The following is a 17,383-nucleotide window of genomic DNA, read 5'->3' on the forward strand; positions in this document are numbered from 1 at the left end:
ATTCGTCCCCATCAGACCCCGACGCCTTCCGTCGCCATCAGCGTGGAGGCGTGCGGATCGAACGGGCACCCGCCGTCGAGGTGGGCGATGTACTCGTCTCGGAAGAACTTGATCGACGACATAATGGGCGCCGCCGCGCCGTCGCCCAAGGCGCAGAACGCTTTCCCGAAGATGTTGTCGGAGATGTCGAGCAGTTTGTCGATATCGGCCTCCGTGCCCGCGCCCGTCTCGAGACGTTCGTAGATCTGTGCCAGCCAGTAGGTGCCCTCGCGGCACGGTGTGCATTTGCCGCACGACTCGTGGGCGTAGAAGTCGGTCCAGCGGCGCACCGCGCGCACCACACAGGTGGTCTCGTCGAAGATCTGCAACGCCTTGGTGCCGAGCATCGTGCCGACGCTGGCCATCCCCTCGTAATCCAGCGGCACGTCGAGGTGTTCGTCGGTCAGCAGGGGTGTGGAGGACCCGCCGGGCGTCCAGAACTTCAACTGGTGTCCGGCACGAACTCCGCCCGCATACTCCAACAGTTCGCGCAGCGTGATGCCCAGCGGCGCCTCGTACTGGCCGGGATTGGCGACGTGACCCGACAACGAATACAGCGTGAAGCCCGGTGACTTCTCCGACCCCATCGAGCGGAACCAGTCGATGCCGTTGAGCAGGATGGGTGGCACGCTGGCGATCGACTCGACGTTGTTGACGACGGTCGGACAGGCGTACAAACCGGCCACGGCAGGGAACGGCGGCCGCAGCCTCGGTTGTCCGCGGCGGCCCTCCAGGGAGTCCAGCAGCGCGGTCTCCTCCCCGCAGATGTAAGCGCCCGCGCCCGCGTGCACGATCAACTCCAGGTCGAAGCCCGACCCCAGGATGTCGTTGCCGAGGAAACCCGCCTCGTAGGCTTCGGCCACCGCGGCTTGCAACCTCCGCAGCACGGGCACCACCTCACCGCGCAAGTAGATGAACGCATGATGCGCCCGGATCGCGTAGGCCGCGATGATCGCACCCTCGACGAGGAAGTGCGGGGTGGTCAACATCAACGGAATGTCTTTGCACGTACCGGGTTCCGACTCGTCGGCGTTGATCACCAGGTAGTGGGGCTTGGCGCCCGCGCCGGTGTCGTCTTGGGGGATGAACGACCACTTCGTGCCGGTGGGGAAGCCGGCGCCGCCACGACCTCGCAGGCCGGAGTCCTTCACCAGCCCGATGACGTCGTCGGGACCCATCGCGAGGGCCTTCTCCAGGGCGCGGTAACCGCCGTGGCGGCGATACGTGTCCAGCGACCACGGTTCTGGCTCGTCCCAGAACCGGCTGAGCACGGGTGTCAGAGCTGTCATGCGCGTGAATCCGTTGCGTCCGGGCTTGTTTCGATGTTGTTCGGCTTGGGCGGGATGGTCGCCGACGGGCCGGGTGCGGGTGCGTTCGAGGTGGCTTCGGCACCCGCCTTCTCGTCGTCGGGCGTCTCGGTGGAAGCGGCGGGGGCGTCGGCGTCGGGTGCCTGCATGCCGCGTTCGCGCGCCACCCGCAGACCCGCGAGCGTCGCGTCGCCGATCCTGCTGCCACCCGACCGCGGATCGGGGAGGCCGGCCAGCGTGCGCGCCGTCTCCCGGAAGGTGCACAACGGCGTGCCCCGCGTCGGTTCGGGCGGATTGCCGTCGCGCAGCGCGTCGACCAGATCGCGCGCCGACGACGTCGTCTGGTTGTCGAAGAACTCCCAGTTGACCATCACCACCGGCGCGTAGTCGCACGCCGCGTTGCACTCGACGTGTTCGAGCGTGATGCGCCCGTCCGGCGTCGTCTCGCCGGCGCGCACGCCGAGATGCTCCTGCAGTGCGTCGAGAATCGCGTCGCCCCCCATCACCGCGCACAGCGTGTTCGTGCACACCCCGACGAGGTACTCACCGGTCGGCGTGCGCCGGTACATCGAGTAGAACGTCGCCACGGCGGTGACTTCGGCGTCGGTGAGCCCCAACTGCTTGGCGCAGAACGCGACACCGGCCGGGGTGAGGCAGCCGTCCTCGGACTGCACGAGATGCAGCAGCGGCAGCAGCGCCGAACGCGATTGCGGGTAGCGCGCGATGATTCGCTCGGCGTCGGCGGCCAGTCGCGCCGCGACGTCGTCCGGATACGACACCGGCCCGTTGATCGGCGGGCCGGGTTCCTCGGGTCGCTGACCGAGCTCCAGGAATACGCTCACCTGTCCACGCCTCCCATGACCGGGTCGATCGACGCCACGGCGGTGATCAGGTCGGCGACCATGCCACCTTCACACATCGCGGCGACGGCCTGCAGGTTGTTGAACGACGGGTCGCGGTAGTGCACGCGGTAGGGGCGGGTGCCGCCGTCGGAGACCATGTGCACGCCGAGTTCGCCTCGGGGAGACTCGATTGCGACGTAGACCTGACCGGCCGGCACCCGGATCCCCTCGGTGACGAGTTTGAAGTGGTGGATCAGTCCCTCCATCGAATGGCCCATGATCTTGGCGATGTGCTCGGGTGAGTTACCGAGCCCGTCGGGACCGACTTTCAGATCGGCCGGCCATCCCAGTTTCTTGTCCTGGATCATCACGGGTTCCGAGGTGAGACGGCCTAGCCTCTCCACACACTGCTCGACGATCTTCAGCGACTCGTGCATCTCCTTGACCCGGATCAGGTACCGGCCGTAGGAGTCGCAACCCTGATCGGTGATCACGTCGAAGTCGTATGTCTCGTAGCCGCAATAGGGTTGGGCCTTGCGCAGGTCGTGCGGAAGCCCGGTGGAGCGCAGGCACGGCCCGGTGATGCCGAGCGCCATGCACCCGGTCAGATCGAGATAGCCGACGCCGACCGTGCGGGCCTTCCAGATGTAGTTCTCGTTGAGCAGGTCCTCGAGGTCCTTGAGCCGCTTGGGCATCAGCTCGAGCAGTTCGCGGATCTGCGGAATGGCCTCATCGGGCAGGTCCATCGCCACCCCGCCCGGGCGTACGTAGGCACTGTTCATCCGGAGGCCGGACACGGTCTCGAACACCGACAGGATCTGTTCGCGCTCACGGAATCCGTAGAACATGGCGCTCATCGCGCCCAGTTCCATTCCGCCGGTCGCCAACGCCACCAGGTGCGAAGAGATCCGGTTGAGCTCCATCATCATCACGCGAATGACGCTGGCGCGCTCGGGGATCGCGTCGGTGACGCCCAGCAGCTTCTCGACGCCCAGGCAGTAGGCGGTCTCATTGAAGAACGGCGACAGATAGTCCATCCGCGTGACGAACGTGACACCCTGGGTCCAGTTGCGGAACTCGAGGTTCTTCTCGATTCCGGTGTGCAGGTACCCGATTCCGCAGCGGGCCGAGATGACGGTCTCACCCTCGATCTCGAGGATGAGCCGCAGCACGCCGTGGGTGGAGGGGTGCTGCGGTCCCATGTTGACGACGATCCGCTCACCGGCGTGCGCCGCGGCCGCTTCCTTGGCGGCCTGCACCACTTGGTCCCAATCCTGGCCGCCGACAACGACAACCGTCTCGCTGTTGTCCGAGGCGTCCGGCGATGATGCGCCGCCCTGCGTGGGCGGAACGTGGGAGATGCTCATCAGCTGTAGGCCCTCCGTTGATCGGGCGGAGGAATCTCGGCGCCGTGGTACTCCACCGGGATGCCGCCCAACGGGTAGTCCTTGCGTTGCGGATGCCCAACCCAGTCGTCGGGCATCTCGATCCGGGTCAGCGACGGGTGGCCGTCGAAGATGATGCCGAAGAAGTCGTAGGTCTCGCGTTCGTGCCAGTCGGTGGTGGGATACACCCCGAACAGCGACGGGATGTGCGGATCGGCGTCCGGCGTGGTGACCTCCATGCGGATCCGCCGATTGTGCGTGATCGACATCAGCGGATACACCGCATGCAGTTCCCGCCCGACGTCGTCGGGGTAATGTACGCCGCTCACTCCCAGGCACAACTCGAAGCGCAACTCCGCGTCGTCGCGCAGGGCCTGAGCAACCGCAGGCAACTGATCGCGCTGGATCTCGAGTGTGAGTTCGTCGCGGTAGACCACGACGCGTTCGATCGAGGCGGCGTAACCGTCCTCACCGAGCACCTCCGCGAGCCGGTCGACGACCTCGTCGAAGTATCCGCCGTACGGGCGCGGGGAGCTGCCGGGCAGCGCCACCGGACGCACGAGTCGGCCGTAACCCGAGGTATCACCCGAGCCTCGTGCCCCGAACATGCCGCGGCGCACACCGATGATCTCGGGACCGCCGTGACCGTTGGTCCCGCTGGCCTCGCTCACCGCAACAGACCCTTGAGCTCGATGGTCGGCGTGACCGCCAGCGCCGCCTTCTCCGCCTCGCGGATGGCCTCTTCGCGGTGTACGCCGAGCGGCATTTCCTGAATCTTGTCGTGCAGCTTGAGGATCGCGTGCAACAGCATCTCCGGTCGCGGGGGGCAGCCCGGCAGGTAGATGTCCACCGGCACGACGTGATCGACACCCTGGACGATCGCGTAGTTGTTGAACATGCCGCCCGAGGAGGCGCACACCCCCATGGCCAACACCCATTTCGGCTCGGCCATCTGGTCGTAGATCTGCCGCAGCACCGGCGCCATCTTCTGGCTGACCCGGCCCGCCACGATCATCAGGTCGGCCTGGCGCGGAGTGGCCGAGAACCGCTCCATGCCGAATCGCGAGATGTCGAATCGCGGTCCCGCCGTCGCCATCATCTCGATCGCGCAGCAGGCCAGCCCGAACGTCGCCGGCCACAGCGAGCCCTTGCGGATGTATCCGGCCACCTTTTCGACGGTGGACAGCAGGATCCCGCCGGGCAGCTTTTCCTCTAGTCCCATGCCAGACCTCCCCGCCGCCAGACATAGGCGTAGGCCACGAACACCGTCGCCATGAACAGCAGCATCTCTACCAGCGCGAACAGCCCGAGGTTGTCGAACGCCACGGCCCACGGGTAGAGGAAGACGATCTCGATGTCGAAGATGATGAACAACATCGCGGTCAAGTAGTACTTGATCGGAAACCGCTGGCCACTGGGCTGACCGGACGCGCCGCCGTGCGGCACGGGCTCGATCCCGCATTCATAGGCCTCGAGCTTGGCCCGGTTGTAGCGGCGCGGGCCGACCAGCAGAGCAATGGCGACCGACCCGACTGCGAACGCGGCCGCAATAGCGCCAAGCACCAGGATTGGCGTGTACAAATCCATACCGAGCAAACGCTCCCTCGTGGGCTGTTCGATGTGAGCTTACCCACACCCTAGCGCCCTTTGGGATGCGCGCCACACCTTTTGGTTAGTATCGCTATTAGCAACGCGTGGCTATGTCGTCATGCCTCCAATAGGCAAGTGCGACAGCTGTTTACGTGTTTTCTGGCTATTGCACCAGCGTGCGCAGCAGCGAGGCCACGGCGTCGCCCAGCCGGATCGGATCGATCGGGTGGGGGACCGCGGCTTCGGCGCGCGACCAGCGGGCCAGCCAAGCGTCATCGGGCCGGCCGGTGAGCACCAGGATCGGCGGACAATCGGCGATCTCGTCCTTGAGTTGCTTGGCGATTCCCATCCCGCCGGTCGGGGCGGCCTCGCCGTCGAGGATCACCAGATCGAACCCGCCCTCGTCCATCTGGCGGATGACCATGGGTCCGGTCGCCACCTCGACGTAGGTCAGTTCCGGCAACTCCGGATGCACCCGCTTACCGAGCGCGAGTTGTACCTCTTCCCGGGTCCTGGGGTTGTCGCTGTAGACGAGGACCCGCAGTGGACGCGATGAGTCGGCCATGCGGTGATCGTACGGCTAGCGGGTGTGCCGGAACACCAAGTCGCCGGAGATCGTGGCCTTGTCGCCGATCATGCCGACCAGGTTGCCGTCGACTCCGAAGTCCTGCCGATTGACGGTGGCCTCGGTGGTCAGCCGCATCCCGCCGTCGCCGACCGGTGCGACCTTGGTGCGCAGGGTCAGCGGTTTCGTCGTGCCCTTGATGGTCAGCTCGGCGCGTAGGTCGATGGTGTCGCCGTCGATGGCGTCGGCGCCGGCGACGAGCACGCTGATCTCCGGGAACCGCTCGGCCTCAAAGAAATCGGCGGAGTGCAGGTGTTCGTCGCGTTTGCGGATACCCGTCCGCAGCGACGCCGCCTTGATGTCAACATGCCCGGAAACCGTTTGCGGCGCGGACAGTTGGCCGTCGCCGCTGAATTCGGAGAAGCTGCCCTTGACGGGCACGAGGCCCCACATCGACTTGCTGCGCACGACGATCGTCGACTGCGACGGGTCCAGCGTCCATGTGCCCGTCGAGGCCGGGTCGCTGAAAAGCTCGCTCAGACTTGCCATGTCGACTCCTTGTAGGGTCGGGCTCGCCGACAGGTCACTGTGCGGATTCCAGCAACGGTGCCATCTCCGCCGGATCGAAGTACTCGTCGATGCGGCTGATGAGCCCGTCGGCGCCGATTCTGATGATGATGCCGACGCGCATCGCGATCGCGCCGCCGTTGTGTCCGGTGGCGTGCAGGATGTGCTGCTGAACCAGACCGCCGTCGAACAGTTCGCGGTCGATGACCTCGTACCGGCGCGCCGAGGTGGCGTCGATGAACCAGTGCAGCACTCGGAGCGCGCGGTCCTTGTCGCGGTCACGGTCGGCGACCTTCCACACCACGATGTCGTTGCTCCACAGGCGCGAGATCTCGTCGCGGTCGCCGGACTCGATCGCCCGGAAGAGGCGATCCGCCACGCTGGTGACGGTGTCGTCGGCAACGGTCACGTGGTCCTCCTTGACCTCAACGTCGGTTGAGGTTGAACACTGTGCGGCATGGATGTGACACCTACTCTCTCGCTAATCGACGATGCCTACAAGAGCGGAACCGCGCCGTGGGTGATCGGCGGGCCGCAGAAGGCGGTCGTCGACCTCGAACGCGCGGGCCTGATCCGCGGCAGGATCCTCGACGTCGGCTGCGGCGCCGGCGAGCACACGATCCTGCTCACCAAGCTCGGATACGACGTGCTCGGCGTGGACTACGCGCCGTCCGCGGTCGAGCATGCGCGCAGGAACGCCGAGGCCAAGGGCGTCGAGGCACGGTTCGAGGTCGCCGACGCGATGGACCTCGGCAACGGTGCCTACGACACGATCGTCGACAGCGCGCTGTTCCACATCTTCGATGCGGCCGACCGCGCCGAGTACGTGCGCAGCCTGCACGCGGCGTGCCGCGCCGGCGGCCTCGTTCATGTGCTCGCGCTGTCCGACCGCGGCCGTGGATTCGGCCCGCAGGTCAGCGAATCCGACATTCGCGACGCGTTCGGTGACGGCTGGGTGCTGGAGTCGATGGAGGCGACCACCTACCGCGGCGTGGTCCAGCCGTCCCAGGCCGAGGCCATCGGACTGGCGGCGGGTTCGCTGGTCGACGAACCGGCATGGCTGACCAGAATCCGCCGCCCCTGAGCGGTTTATGCGTGATTCCGTTCGCTCAGCGATCGTTTTCACTCACAAATCGCGTCAGTAACCGGGGTGGTTGACGTCGAGTCGGTGCCGCACGAGCGCCCGCAGCACGGGCAGGACCTCCGCGGCGCGACCGTCGAGGTCGCCCGAGCGGATCGCTGCCGCCAGTTGCGGTTCGTCGTCGTAACCGATTCCGCGCAGCGCATCGACGACCTCGCCTGCCGAGGTGTCGAGCAGTTCGCGTTCGACGATGCGCAACACGTTGGCCGCGACGCGGGCGTGGAAGTTGACTTGGCCGGCGTCGCCCCGGCCGTCGGGACCGGTGGCCTCGCGAACGTCCTTCTCGAGGAAGCCGGCGACGGCGGCGACGAGTTCCGCCGCGGTGGGGCGCCCGTAGAGCCAACTCATCGCGGTCCACCTCCTTCGAGCAGATCCAGCACGTCCCATTCGGTTTCGCTGACGCGCCGCCCGATCGCGGCCAGCTCGACCGACTCCGTCTGCCCCGACAGATGACGCTCGGCCTGATATCGGCAGATGACCCCCCACCGCAGGGTGGCCACCGTCAGCCACCAGCGGAATGCCGCGCGGTCCAGCGCCATACCCGCCGCCGACTCGTAGGCCGACAGGAAATCCTCGACGCTGCCCAGGCCGCCGGCACCGTGATGTTCGGGTGCGCCGAACCGCCAGGCCCGGATGCAGAACCAGGCCAGGTCCTCGTAGACCTCGCCGACGTGCACGAGTTCCCAGTCCAGCACCGCCGCCAACCCGGTGTCGTCGACGATCAGATTGCCCATCCGAAAGTCGCCGTGCACCAGCACCTGCGATGACGGGGCCGGCCGGTTGGCTTCGAGCCAGCGGAACGCCCATTCGAATGTCGCTGTGGTGTCGCCCATTTCGTCGAGCCGCGCGCGCCACTCCGAGAGCTGGTCCGACGGCGGCACGTCGATGCCCCGATAGTCCGCGCGGTGGATGGCCGCCAGTGCCTGTGCGCACTGGTGCAGCAGCCGTTCGCGCCCGGCGTCGTCCAGTGCGCGATAGATCCGCCGCACGATGGTCTCGCCGCCGATCGCGTCGCAGATCAGGTACGGATTGCCCAGCGCCGCAGGGGAGTTGTCGGCGGTTAGGATGTGCGGCACCGGTGCTCCCGCGGCGGCCGCCCGCTTCTGAACGGCAGCTTCCAGTTCCATGCTGGCGTGGACGTCGTCGGGCGGGCCGGTGCGCAGGATCAGTGCACGACGGTCGTCGGTGACCGCATCGAACGCCCACGTCGTGCGGCTCGCCCCGCCGGTGAGCGCGTGCAGGTTCTCGACGGCGACGCCCCCGCCGAGCACCGGGCCGAGGACGGTGGTGAGGGCTTCGGCGAGTTCGCGGTTCAACGTTTGCCGAACCCGAACAGCCGCTGCGCGACCCGCCGGATCTGGATCTCCTCGGCGCCCTCGGTGATCCGGTAGCGGCGGTGGTGCCGGTAGATGTGTTCGAACGGTTCGTGCCTGCTGTAGCCGACGCCGCCGAACACCTGCATCGCGCGGTCGGCGGCATCGCACACCAGCCGGTTGGCCCGGTAGTTGGCCATCGACACCTTGTCCGAGACCTCCATGTGGTGGTTTCGGTCCAATTCCGTTGCCGCGTAATACACCAGCAGCCGCACCATCTGGGCCTCGGTCTGCAGCTCGACCAGCGGCCACTGCACGGCCTGGTTCGTCGCCAGCGGCTTGCCGAACACCTTGCGCTCTCCTGCGTACTGGACGGCGCGGTCGATGCAGTACTGCCCGGCGCCGAGGCTGCTCGCGGCCTGCCGGATCCGGTTCTCGTGCAGGAACGTCTGGCCCACCTCCAGGCCGCGGTCGACCTCGCCGAGCACCGCGTCGGCGGGCACCCGGACGTCCTTCAACTCCACCTCGCCGTGGTCGGTGGGCATGTTGAACGACCACCAGTAGTACGGGACGGTGAATCCGGGCGCGTCGGTGGGCACCAGGAATGCGGTGATGCCGCGGGCCTGGCCGGCATCGCCCGAGGTTCGGGCAAACACGAGGTCGTGGGTGGCGCGGTGCACACCGGTGTTGAACCGCTTGGCGCCGTTGATGACCCAGTCGTCGCCGTCGCGCACCGCGGTGGTCTCCATCCACGTGGCATCCGAGCCGTGCCCGGGTTCGGTGAGCCCGAAGGCCATCGACCGTTCCCCGGTGATCAACGCCTCGGTCCACTCGACCTTCTGCGCCTCGGTGCCGAACCGGTCCATCATGATGACCTGGGGGAAGTTGCCGACGATCGACGACTCGTTCTGCAGGTCGTTGTGCAGCCCGAGACCTTTGTGCGCGAGGTGTTCGCGGATCACCGCCATGTCGATGTTGCTGCCGTCGCGACCGCCGAACCGCGACGGCAACCCGTAGCGCAGCCAGCCCGCCGCGTCGGCGCGCCTGCGCATCTCGTCGAGCAGGTCCTCCCACTCGCGGCGGGGGATGCCGTCGTTGTCCCAGTCCGTGCGGGCGTGTTCGCGACGCTTGTCGAAGTACTGGGTGTTCTCGCGTTCCAGCGGTTTGATCTCGGCTTCGATGAATGCGTCCATCTCCGCGAGAAGCCCGGGCAGGTGGTCGGGCAGGGCGAAATCCACGTTGATTTCCTTTCCGGGGTTCAGAACCCGTACAGCGTCTTCTTCCAGATCCTCGACAGCGTCACGATCGCATCCTCGTCGGTCAGCTCGACACCGAGGCCCGACGTTCCGACGAAGACGGTGGTGAAGTTCTCGAACAGCAGCGCGATGGCCGCCGCGGTGTGCTCGGGATTGAGCTCGGCGCCGTAGCCCTGCTCCTGCGCCCGGCGCACCGAGGCGGCCACGATCTCCATCCCGAACCGGCGAAACTCGTTCTGCACCGCGGCGAATCGGGGTTGTGTCGCGGCCAGCTGCGCGACCGCGATCATGATGCCGATGTTCTGTTTGAACATGTTCCAGTAGCCCGTGACCACGGAGCGGAAGAACGCGTCGTCATCAGGTGATTCCGGCAGGTCGAGAGCCCCGCCGGAGGGGGCCACCACCTCGCGGAGAAACGACTGCGCGAGCACCGCAAGCAGATCTTCCTTGTCGGCGAAGTACCGGTAGAACGCCGCGGGCGACTTACCCGCCGCGGAGGTGATGTCGCCGAGCGTCGTCCCGTGAAAACCCCGTTCGGCGAACAGCTTCCGCGCGGCCTGCTCGATGGCCTCGCGGGTCTGGCGGCCCTTGGCGCTCAGGGTGGTCGACGGTCCGGTGGGCACGTCGGCTCAGTTCAGGATTCGGTCGCCGGCGCGCAGCAGCGAACTCGGCAGGTCATGCCCGACCAGGCGTTGCGCGACACCCGCCGCCTCGATCGCGGCGCTGAGGTCGACGTCGACGCCGATCCCGCTGTCGCGCAACAGGTATACGAGGTCTTCGGTGGCGATGTTGCCGCTGGCGCCGGGCGCGAACGGGCAGCCGCCGAGCCCGCCCACCGAGGCATCCAGCCGGGTGATGCCCGCCGTGACCGCCGCATAGGCGCTGGCCAGCCCCGCTCCGCGGGTGTTGTGGAAGTGTGCGCCTAGCGGGACATCACCGATCAGCGGGCGCAGTGCCTCGATCGTCTCCGTCACCCGCCGCGGGGTGGTCGTGCCGATGGTGTCGGCGATCGCCAACCGGTCGACCTGGCTCGACAGCGCGGTGGTCATCACGTCGACGACGCGCTGGTGTGGGGTGGGTCCGTCGAACGGGCAGTCCCACGTGGTCGCGACGATGACCTCGACGGTCGCCCCGCTGTCGTGGGCTATCGCGATGATCTCCGGAATGAGCGCCGTCGCCTCCGCGGACGTGCGGCCCACGTTGGCTCGGCTGTGCCCGTCGGCGGCCGACACCACGTACTCGATCGACGACAACCCCGCCGCAATCGCGCGTTTTGCGCCGTTCGGGCTGGCCACCAGTGCGGAGAACTCGATGTCGTGCGAGTCGCGGTACTCCTGCAGATGCGCGGCCAACTCGGCGGCATCGGCCAGCGCGGGCACCTTCGAGGGCGAGACGAACGCCGTCGCCTCCATCTCGCGCACCCCGGTGGCGGCGACCGTGGCGAGCAGTTCGAGCTTGGCCGACAATGGAATCGGGTCTTCGATCTGCAGGCCGTCGCGCAGCGAGACGTCGCGGATCCTTACGTGTTCGGGTAGCTGGTTCACAGCACTCCCTCCGCCTTCAGCGCGTCGAGTTCGGCGGAAGTCCTGCCGAGCAGGCCGCGGTAGACCTCGTCGTTGTGTTGGCCGGGTGCGGCCGGCCCCGCATAGCGCACCGTGCCGGGCGTCTCCGAGAGCACCGGCACCACACCGGGCCCCAGCACGGACCGCCCGACCCGCTCGTCCCAGTGCTCGACGAGCATCCCGCGGGCCCGCAGCTGCGGGTCCTCGACGACCTCGGCGACCGTGTTGATCGGACCGGCGATCACGCCTGCGGCACTGAGGGTTTCGATGATGTCGCCGGGCTCGCGTTCGGCGGCCCAGTCGCCGATGATCTTGTCCAGTTCGTCCTGGTTGCGCCCGCGGGCGACGTGGTTGGCGAACCGGTCGTCGGTGGCCAGCTCGGGGCGGCCCATGGCCCCGCAGAGTCGGCGGAACACGGTGTCCTGGTTGGCGGCGATCACCACCCAGCTGCCGTCGGCGCTGCGGTAGATGTTCGACGGCGCGATGCCCTCCAGCCGCGTGCCCGACGGGCCGCGCACCACGCCACCGACGTCGTAGTCGGGGATGGTGGATTCCTGTACCGCCAGGCAGGCCTCGGTGAGCGCGGCGTCCACGACCTGTCCCTCGCCGGTGACCGTGCGCCGGTACAGCGCCGCCAACGCACCCTGCGCGGCGAACATGCCGGCCAGGCTGTCACCCAGGGACAGTGCCAGCCGCGGCGGCGGGCCGCCGGGGAAACCGTTCATGTGCCGCAGCCCGCTGGCCGCCTCGGCGACCGAGGCGTAGCCGGCCTTGTGCGCCTCGGGACCGGTCTGCCCGTAGCCGGAGACGCGGACCAGGATGATTCCGCGATTGCGTTCGCGCAGCACGTCATAACCGAGATTCCACTTCTCGAGCGTGCCCGGCCGGAAGTTCTCGACGATGATGTCGGAGCGCTCGACGAGGTCGAGAAACAGCGCACGACCGCCGTCCGTCCGCAGGTTCAGCGTGACGGCTTTCTTGTTGCGTGCGTGCACGGTCCAGAAGAAGTGGTGCCCGTCGAGCTCGGCCTGGCCCCAGGTGCGCAGCGGATCCGGTGCGCCCGGCGGTTCGACCTTGATGACCTCGGCGCCCATGTCGCCGAGCAGCCGACCCGCGAACGGGCCGGAGATCAGCGTGCCGACCTCGATGACCCGGACACCGTCCAGCGGGCCGGTGGTCATAACGAGAACCTGTGCCGGTGCAGCCAGTCCGTGCAGATCGCGACGGCCTTGGCACGCGTCTCGCGCTGATCGGGACCGGAGTAGTAGTGGTTGGCGCCCGGGATTTCGTACATCTCCTTGTCAGAATGCCCGATCGCCTCGTAGAGCCTGCGGGTGTGGCTCGGCGTGCAGGCGTCGTCGGCGAGGTTGCCGATCACCAGCGTGGGCACCGCGATGTCGGGTCCACACTTCACCGCGTCGCCGTTGGCGTCGTCGTAGCTCCACTGCGACAGCCAGCTGCGCAGCGTGCAGAAGCGGGCCAGCCCCACCGGGCTGTTGTTCACCACTTGAGGATCACCCAGGTAGGTCATCCGTGGCGCCCGCTCGTTCGGATCGACCGCGGGGTCCAGCCACCGCGGGTCGGCCATCGTGCCGTGCACGACGAAACCGAACTCGTCCTCGGCGCGTCCGGCGGCCTTCAGCTCCGCCAGTTTGTCCTTGACCCACGCGGTGATTCGGCGGTTGCGGGCGATCTGCGCCGCGCGGTAGCGCTCGAGGAACTCCTCGGTGTAGGGCGGCTGGTTGGGGTTGTCCGGGTTGTACAGGTCCAGCTCGGGATCGCGCTTGGAGGGGTCGGACTCGTCGAGGATCGAGGCGTCCAGCCACTCGGTGAGCGTGCCGTGCCGGCTGACGTGCGCCGCGAGCAGCATGATCCCGTCGGCGGGAATCAGGTCGAGCTTGGTCAGGTCCGGGCCGTCGCCCGACGGGCTGGCGGTGATCGTGGGGTTCTGGGCTTGCTGCTGGTAGAACACCGACAGCGAACCGCCGCCGCTCCACCCGGCGAGCACCACCTTCGAGTAGCCCAGCCGGTTTTTGGCGTCTTTGATGCACTCGCCAAGGTCCTCGACGACCTTCTCCATCAACAGCGCCACGTCCGTCCCGCGGAATCTGCTGTTGCAGTAGATGACGTGATGGCCGGCGCGGGCCAGCGCGTTGATCATCGGGAGGTAGGCGCCGCCGCCGATCGGGTGCATGAACACCAGCACGGTATCGCTCGGTTTGTCCTTCGGCTTGAGCAGGTAGCTCTCCATCACGACGAGTTCGGCAACCCCGCCGTAGGTGTCGCGAACACCCGAGTTGTTCAGGAAGGCAACGAGATAGGGTATGCGGTCGTATTCGTAGCGCGCCGGCGCCTCGGTCGTCTGCGTCACGAGTGCTGTCCCAGATCGTTCGCCAGCACCTCGGCCGACGGCGTGAGTCGCCTGGTGGTGTCGACCGAGATCACGTACCAACCGACGCGGTCCTGTTCGTCGAACTTGCGGCGCGCCCGCTCGCGCGCCTTCTCCGGTGCGCCGTGGTGCACGCCCTGCGGGGCGTGGCTGACGAGACCGGGCGGCATCGGGATGCCGAACAGGTCGCCGCCGTGGAAGAAGGAGACCTCGTCGTAATCGACGTTGCGGTGATACCACGGCGGACGCTCGGTGCCGGGCACGCTTTCGGCGGGCCGGGGTAGGAAGTTCATCACGGCAACGCCCGTAGCCTGCATGAACAGGTGCACGGTCGGGGGGAGGTGCACGCTCTCGCTGGCGATGACGTTGTAGTCGGCGATGTTGAACGTGAACGGGAAGTTGTCGCCGCGCCATCCCTCGACGTCCATCGGATTGTGTTGGTAGAACAGCGATGTCGGTCCGCCCTCGTGGACGAGACGAACTTCGTATTCGGCACGACCGTCATCGTCGATTGGCTGCGGGTCGGGCACCGTGGCCTGTGACGGGTCGAACGGGAAGTGCCTGCCCAGCGGTCCCGGCGGCGGAACGCGGAACTCGTCGGTGGCCTCGATCATCAACAGGGTTGTCTCGGCGTCGGGTATCTGGCGCCACGTCGTCGCCTTCGGCATGTAGACCCAGTCACCCTCGCGATAGCGCAGCGGGCCGAACTCCGTCTCGAGCAGACCCGTGCCGCGGTGCACGAACGACAGCACGTCGCCGTCCACGTGGCGCACGTAGAACGGCATCTCCTCGCTGCGCCGGCTCAGCGAGATCCGGCAGTCCGGGTTGCTGAAGAGCAGCAGGGGCGTGCCCGCGGGATCGGTGGCGTCGCTGGGCTTGAGTTCGCTGGTCATCACGTCGACCGGGCGTAGCGGCCCCGACGCCCGATACGCGGTGGGGTCGTGGCGGCGGTAGATGTTCGCGGTGCGCCCGACGAATCCGCCGCGGCCGAGTTCGTCGTCCTTCAGTCCGTCGAGGTCGGCGTGCAGGCGCTTGGGGGTGCGGCCCTTGCGCAGGTGGACAAATGATTCCATGGTTCGCTCCATCGACGGTGACGGCGGGCCGGACGCCCAGAACTAAAACTGACTTTAGTTTTACCTACAGTGCGAGTCAATCCTCGAGGTCGACCCGGATGGTCAGCAGATTCGTACCGAAGGTCCGCACCCCGAAGCTGTTGAACTGCGGCAGCGATCGCAACCGCTCATGCGGATCGTCGTCCGCGACGATGTGTGCGATTCCCTTGTGCCACTTGCCGTTCAGGCGAACCCGCACCGCGGGGTTCGCTCGGATGTTCTTGACATACTGCGAGTTGTCGCCGAATTCGGAGACAAACCAGAACTCGTTGCCCACTCGGCGACCGCCGAGCGGGGTTCGCCGGGGTTGGCCGGTCTTGCGGCCCGTCGTCTCCAGCAACGTCTGGAACGGCAGATGCCGCATCACCCGGTTGGCGACGTTCTTCTGGAACAGCTTGGTGACTCGATCGCGCAAGTCCTCGGCCATGGTTACCCCTTCGGTCACACCATCGCGGTCCGTGACACCTTCATACCCAACCTCAGCGCTCCGGCGAGTTCGCGGCTGGTGTCGTAGTCGAACACGACGTGACCGGCCACGACGTCGACGTCGCGCTTGATCCGCTGGAGCGGGTTGTCGACGAAGTGCGCGCTGGCGCCGGAGGCTTCGAGCAGCAGTCCGATCACTGCGCGCGATTCGTGCACGATGTGCGCGGCCGCCATCCGGGCCGCACCGCGCACCGGTCTGGGCACGGCATCGCCGGCGGCGACGATCGTCTCGATCTCGCCGACGGTGTCGGCCAGCAGACCGCGCAGCGCCCGCAGCCGCACTTCGGCCTCCCCGAGGCGGGCCTGTGCGATCGGCTTGTCCTTCTGCATGACGCCCTCGTACGCCAGCACCCGTCCCGCGAGCCGCTCGGCGTAGATCTCGGCGACACGTTCGGCGCTGCCCAGGGCCGGCATCGCGGCCAGCAGCGCGAGAGCGGGCACCATCGGCCAGCGGTAGGTGTCGGCGTCGTGTAGCGCCGACCCGGGGGCGGTGCCGGTGTAGATGTCGACGACCCGGACCAACCGGTGGTCGGGGACGAACACGTCGTCGATCGCGACGTCGTTCGAACCGGTGGCGCGCATGCCGTCGGTGTGCCAGACGTCGTCGATCACGGCGTCCTCGATCGGCAGCAGGGCGAGCGCGGGATAGATGGCGGCCATATCGTCTTCGGGGCCGCAGAGCGCGCCGACCATGATCCAGTTGCCGTGCATGACGCCGGTGGCCCAGGACCACCGGCCGCTCAGCCGTATGCCGCCGTCGGCGGGCAGGCCCCGACCCGTCGGCGCCAGGGGAGCGGGGGCGAGGAACGGGCGCGTTGCGAACGCCTCCTCCTGCGCGCGCTCGTCGAACAGCGCCAGCATCCAGTTGTGCAGTATGTAGAAGCCGATCGTCCACGCGGTGGACGCGCAGCCGTGCGCCATCCGCCGGACCGGATCGAAGATCGCCGGAAGCGGCGCCTGCATGCCGCCGTACCGCGCGGGCACCAGCAGATCGGTCACCCCCGACGCCAGAAGCTCATCGACCGTCGCCTGCGGCAACTGGCGCAATCGCTCGGCCTCGGCCGCCCGATCGGCGAGCCGGTCGACGAAATCGGCGTCGACCAGCGGAAGAGCCGAGGCCGTCATGGGTCCGGACGTTACCATACTTTTTTGTATGGAAACTAGCGCGCGAGCATGATGTCGAGGAACCGTTCCCGCCGCGCCGCTGCCCTCGCACTCGCCTTCGCCCCGGACAAGTGCAGAAAGCCGATACCGGCCGCGAAGGTGGCGTTGGCGCGCAGGTCGGCCTCCTCGGGGTCGAACCCGTCCTCGATGAACGCCTGCCGGACGGCCTCGAGGACCCGCCGGTCCGAGGCGCGCACGCCCGCGGCGACCTCCTCGTCGGTGCGGGCCCACTCCCGCATCGCCCGTTCCAGCGTCCGGTGCCGGGCGTCGACCAGCGCGCTCATCATGCGAGACAGCCGCTCGCGCGGTGGTAGGTCGCTCAGCGCCGCGAAGTGCCGCCGGTCGTCGTCGCGTACCTCGCCCCATGCGCTGACCAGCGCCGATCGATAGCCGGCCATGTCGGTGAAATGCCAGTAGAAGCTGCCCTTGGTGGCGCCGACACGCTCACACAGCGCGTCCAGCTTGAGTGCCTTGATGCCTCGCTCGGCGAGGATCTCGTAGCCGGCCTGGATCCAGTCGTCGACAGACAGTCGCGGCGTGCGGGCCGGTGCCATATGCGCAAGCCTACGGGTGCGCTCAGCGACCGCTGAGGCACGACAGAGGGCGTTTTCGACCGTCCCGCGGGCAACAATTTGCTCACAGAAAGCGGCGCGCGGGACCGCCCG

General features: G+C 67.5%; 21 protein-coding genes. 1 reads left to right on the forward strand and 20 read right to left on the reverse strand.

Going from position 1 to position 17,383, the window contains the following annotated elements; all coding sequences use genetic code 11:
* Positions 1 to 11: 11 nt before the first annotated feature.
* From nuoF to A5698_RS20435, 9 genes are all read right to left on the reverse strand, one after another.
* Entirely contained in the window at positions 12 to 1,328 is a 1,317-nt protein-coding gene (gene nuoF / locus A5698_RS20395; protein WP_068300501.1) for an NADH-quinone oxidoreductase subunit NuoF, read from the reverse strand.
* Positions 1,325 to 2,188 (reverse strand): NADH-quinone oxidoreductase subunit NuoE, encoded by an 864-nt coding sequence (gene nuoE, locus A5698_RS20400; protein WP_068300502.1) that lies wholly within the window; start codon positions 2,186 to 2,188, stop codon positions 1,325 to 1,327. Before nuoE ends, nuoF begins: the two co-directional genes overlap by 4 nt.
* On the reverse strand, positions 2,185 to 3,555 hold the full coding sequence (gene nuoD, locus A5698_RS20405; RefSeq protein WP_068300503.1) for an NADH dehydrogenase (quinone) subunit D: 1,371 nt from the start codon (positions 3,553 to 3,555) through the stop codon (positions 2,185 to 2,187). The genes nuoE and nuoD overlap by 4 nt, the downstream gene beginning before the upstream one ends.
* Entirely contained in the window at positions 3,555 to 4,244 is a 690-nt protein-coding gene (locus A5698_RS20410) for an NADH-quinone oxidoreductase subunit C (RefSeq protein WP_068300504.1), read from the reverse strand. The genes nuoD and A5698_RS20410 overlap by 1 nt, the downstream gene beginning before the upstream one ends.
* Positions 4,241 to 4,795, reverse strand: a complete 555-nt coding sequence (locus tag A5698_RS20415) for a NuoB/complex I 20 kDa subunit family protein (RefSeq protein WP_067081948.1) — start codon at positions 4,793 to 4,795, stop codon at positions 4,241 to 4,243. The genes A5698_RS20410 and A5698_RS20415 overlap by 4 nt, the downstream gene beginning before the upstream one ends.
* Positions 4,786 to 5,160: an NADH-quinone oxidoreductase subunit A gene (locus A5698_RS20420; RefSeq protein ID WP_067081950.1), complete on the reverse strand. Its 375-nt coding sequence runs from the start codon at positions 5,158 to 5,160 to the stop codon at positions 4,786 to 4,788. The genes A5698_RS20415 and A5698_RS20420 overlap by 10 nt, the downstream gene beginning before the upstream one ends.
* 166 nt (positions 5,161 to 5,326) lie before the next feature.
* Positions 5,327 to 5,728: an Rv3143 family two-component system response regulator gene (locus tag A5698_RS20425; RefSeq protein ID WP_067285397.1), complete on the reverse strand. Its 402-nt coding sequence runs from the start codon at positions 5,726 to 5,728 to the stop codon at positions 5,327 to 5,329.
* Positions 5,729 to 5,743: 15 nt separating this feature from the next.
* On the reverse strand, positions 5,744 to 6,277 hold the full coding sequence (locus A5698_RS20430; protein ID WP_068300506.1) for a YceI family protein: 534 nt from the start codon (positions 6,275 to 6,277) through the stop codon (positions 5,744 to 5,746).
* A gap of 34 nt (positions 6,278 to 6,311) precedes the next feature.
* Positions 6,312 to 6,704: a nuclear transport factor 2 family protein gene (locus A5698_RS20435; RefSeq protein WP_068300508.1), complete on the reverse strand. Its 393-nt coding sequence runs from the start codon at positions 6,702 to 6,704 to the stop codon at positions 6,312 to 6,314.
* Positions 6,705 to 6,752: 48 nt separating this feature from the next.
* Here A5698_RS20435 and A5698_RS20440 point away from each other — a divergent pair, with 48 nt between their 5' ends.
* Positions 6,753 to 7,379 carry a class I SAM-dependent methyltransferase gene (locus tag A5698_RS20440; protein WP_068300510.1) on the forward strand — a complete coding sequence of 209 codons (627 nt, stop codon included), beginning with the start codon at positions 6,753 to 6,755 and terminating at the stop codon, positions 7,377 to 7,379.
* A gap of 54 nt (positions 7,380 to 7,433) precedes the next feature.
* On the opposite strand, the gene A5698_RS20445 is transcribed toward A5698_RS20440, so the two are convergent.
* From A5698_RS20445 to A5698_RS20495, 11 genes are all read right to left on the reverse strand, one after another.
* The gene (locus A5698_RS20445; protein WP_068300514.1) at positions 7,434 to 7,784 is read right to left on the reverse strand and encodes a DUF6285 domain-containing protein; all 351 of its coding nucleotides are present in this window, start codon (positions 7,782 to 7,784) and stop codon (positions 7,434 to 7,436) included.
* The gene (locus A5698_RS20450; protein WP_068300516.1) at positions 7,781 to 8,752 is read right to left on the reverse strand and encodes a phosphotransferase family protein; all 972 of its coding nucleotides are present in this window, start codon (positions 8,750 to 8,752) and stop codon (positions 7,781 to 7,783) included. Before A5698_RS20450 ends, A5698_RS20445 begins: the two co-directional genes overlap by 4 nt.
* Positions 8,749 to 9,987 (reverse strand): acyl-CoA dehydrogenase family protein, encoded by a 1,239-nt coding sequence (locus A5698_RS20455; RefSeq protein ID WP_068300518.1) that lies wholly within the window; start codon positions 9,985 to 9,987, stop codon positions 8,749 to 8,751. The genes A5698_RS20450 and A5698_RS20455 overlap by 4 nt, the downstream gene beginning before the upstream one ends.
* Before the next feature lie 20 nt (positions 9,988 to 10,007).
* The gene (locus tag A5698_RS20460; protein ID WP_067285412.1) at positions 10,008 to 10,628 is read right to left on the reverse strand and encodes a TetR/AcrR family transcriptional regulator; all 621 of its coding nucleotides are present in this window, start codon (positions 10,626 to 10,628) and stop codon (positions 10,008 to 10,010) included.
* 6 nt (positions 10,629 to 10,634) lie between these two features.
* Entirely contained in the window at positions 10,635 to 11,549 is a 915-nt protein-coding gene (locus A5698_RS20465) for a hydroxymethylglutaryl-CoA lyase (protein WP_068300520.1), read from the reverse strand.
* Entirely contained in the window at positions 11,546 to 12,748 is a 1,203-nt protein-coding gene (locus tag A5698_RS20470; RefSeq protein WP_068300522.1) for a CaiB/BaiF CoA transferase family protein, read from the reverse strand. The genes A5698_RS20465 and A5698_RS20470 overlap by 4 nt, the downstream gene beginning before the upstream one ends.
* Positions 12,745 to 13,938 carry an alpha/beta hydrolase family protein gene (locus A5698_RS20475; RefSeq protein WP_068300524.1) on the reverse strand — a complete coding sequence of 398 codons (1,194 nt, stop codon included), beginning with the start codon at positions 13,936 to 13,938 and terminating at the stop codon, positions 12,745 to 12,747. Before A5698_RS20475 ends, A5698_RS20470 begins: the two co-directional genes overlap by 4 nt.
* Positions 13,935 to 15,029, reverse strand: coding sequence for a homogentisate 1,2-dioxygenase (locus tag A5698_RS20480; RefSeq protein WP_068300527.1), 1,095 nt, complete (start codon positions 15,027 to 15,029; stop codon positions 13,935 to 13,937). The genes A5698_RS20475 and A5698_RS20480 overlap by 4 nt, the downstream gene beginning before the upstream one ends.
* 76 nt (positions 15,030 to 15,105) lie before the next feature.
* Complete coding sequence (locus A5698_RS20485) at positions 15,106 to 15,495, reverse strand: nitroreductase/quinone reductase family protein (RefSeq protein ID WP_068300529.1); 390 nt, start codon at positions 15,493 to 15,495, stop codon at positions 15,106 to 15,108.
* Between the two features lie 14 nt (positions 15,496 to 15,509).
* The gene (locus tag A5698_RS20490) at positions 15,510 to 16,679 is read right to left on the reverse strand and encodes an acyl-CoA dehydrogenase family protein (RefSeq protein ID WP_068300531.1); all 1,170 of its coding nucleotides are present in this window, start codon (positions 16,677 to 16,679) and stop codon (positions 15,510 to 15,512) included.
* A 35-nt stretch (positions 16,680 to 16,714) separates the two neighbouring features.
* Complete coding sequence (locus tag A5698_RS20495) at positions 16,715 to 17,272, reverse strand: TetR/AcrR family transcriptional regulator (RefSeq protein ID WP_068300533.1); 558 nt, start codon at positions 17,270 to 17,272, stop codon at positions 16,715 to 16,717.
* Positions 17,273 to 17,383 lie beyond the last annotated feature (111 nt).

It is taken from the genome of Mycobacterium sp. E136 (genome assembly GCF_001666865.1).
Classification (GTDB): Bacteria; Actinomycetota; Actinomycetes; order Mycobacteriales; family Mycobacteriaceae; genus Mycobacterium.

Coding starts and splice junctions, on each gene's coding strand:
- nuoF (WP_068300501.1), bottom strand. CDS start 1,328: ATGACAGCTCTGACACCCGTGCTCAGCCGGTTCTGGGACGAGCCAGAA.
- nuoD (WP_068300503.1), bottom strand. CDS start 3,555: ATGAGCATCTCCCACGTTCCGCCCACGCAGGGCGGCGCATCATCGCCG.
- A5698_RS20415 (WP_067081948.1), bottom strand. CDS start 4,795: ATGGGACTAGAGGAAAAGCTGCCCGGCGGGATCCTGCTGTCCACCGTC.
- A5698_RS20420 (WP_067081950.1), bottom strand. CDS start 5,160: ATGGATTTGTACACGCCAATCCTGGTGCTTGGCGCTATTGCGGCCGCG.
- A5698_RS20425 (WP_067285397.1), bottom strand. CDS start 5,728: ATGGCCGACTCATCGCGTCCACTGCGGGTCCTCGTCTACAGCGACAAC.
- A5698_RS20430 (WP_068300506.1), bottom strand. CDS start 6,277: ATGGCAAGTCTGAGCGAGCTTTTCAGCGACCCGGCCTCGACGGGCACA.
- A5698_RS20440 (WP_068300510.1), top strand. CDS start 6,753: ATGGATGTGACACCTACTCTCTCGCTAATCGACGATGCCTACAAGAGC.
- A5698_RS20445 (WP_068300514.1), bottom strand. CDS start 7,784: ATGAGTTGGCTCTACGGGCGCCCCACCGCGGCGGAACTCGTCGCCGCC.
- A5698_RS20470 (WP_068300522.1), bottom strand. CDS start 12,748: ATGACCACCGGCCCGCTGGACGGTGTCCGGGTCATCGAGGTCGGCACG.
- A5698_RS20480 (WP_068300527.1), bottom strand. CDS start 15,029: ATGGAATCATTTGTCCACCTGCGCAAGGGCCGCACCCCCAAGCGCCTG.
- A5698_RS20485 (WP_068300529.1), bottom strand. CDS start 15,495: ATGGCCGAGGACTTGCGCGATCGAGTCACCAAGCTGTTCCAGAAGAAC.
- A5698_RS20490 (WP_068300531.1), bottom strand. CDS start 16,679: ATGACGGCCTCGGCTCTTCCGCTGGTCGACGCCGATTTCGTCGACCGG.
- A5698_RS20495 (WP_068300533.1), bottom strand. CDS start 17,272: ATGGCACCGGCCCGCACGCCGCGACTGTCTGTCGACGACTGGATCCAG.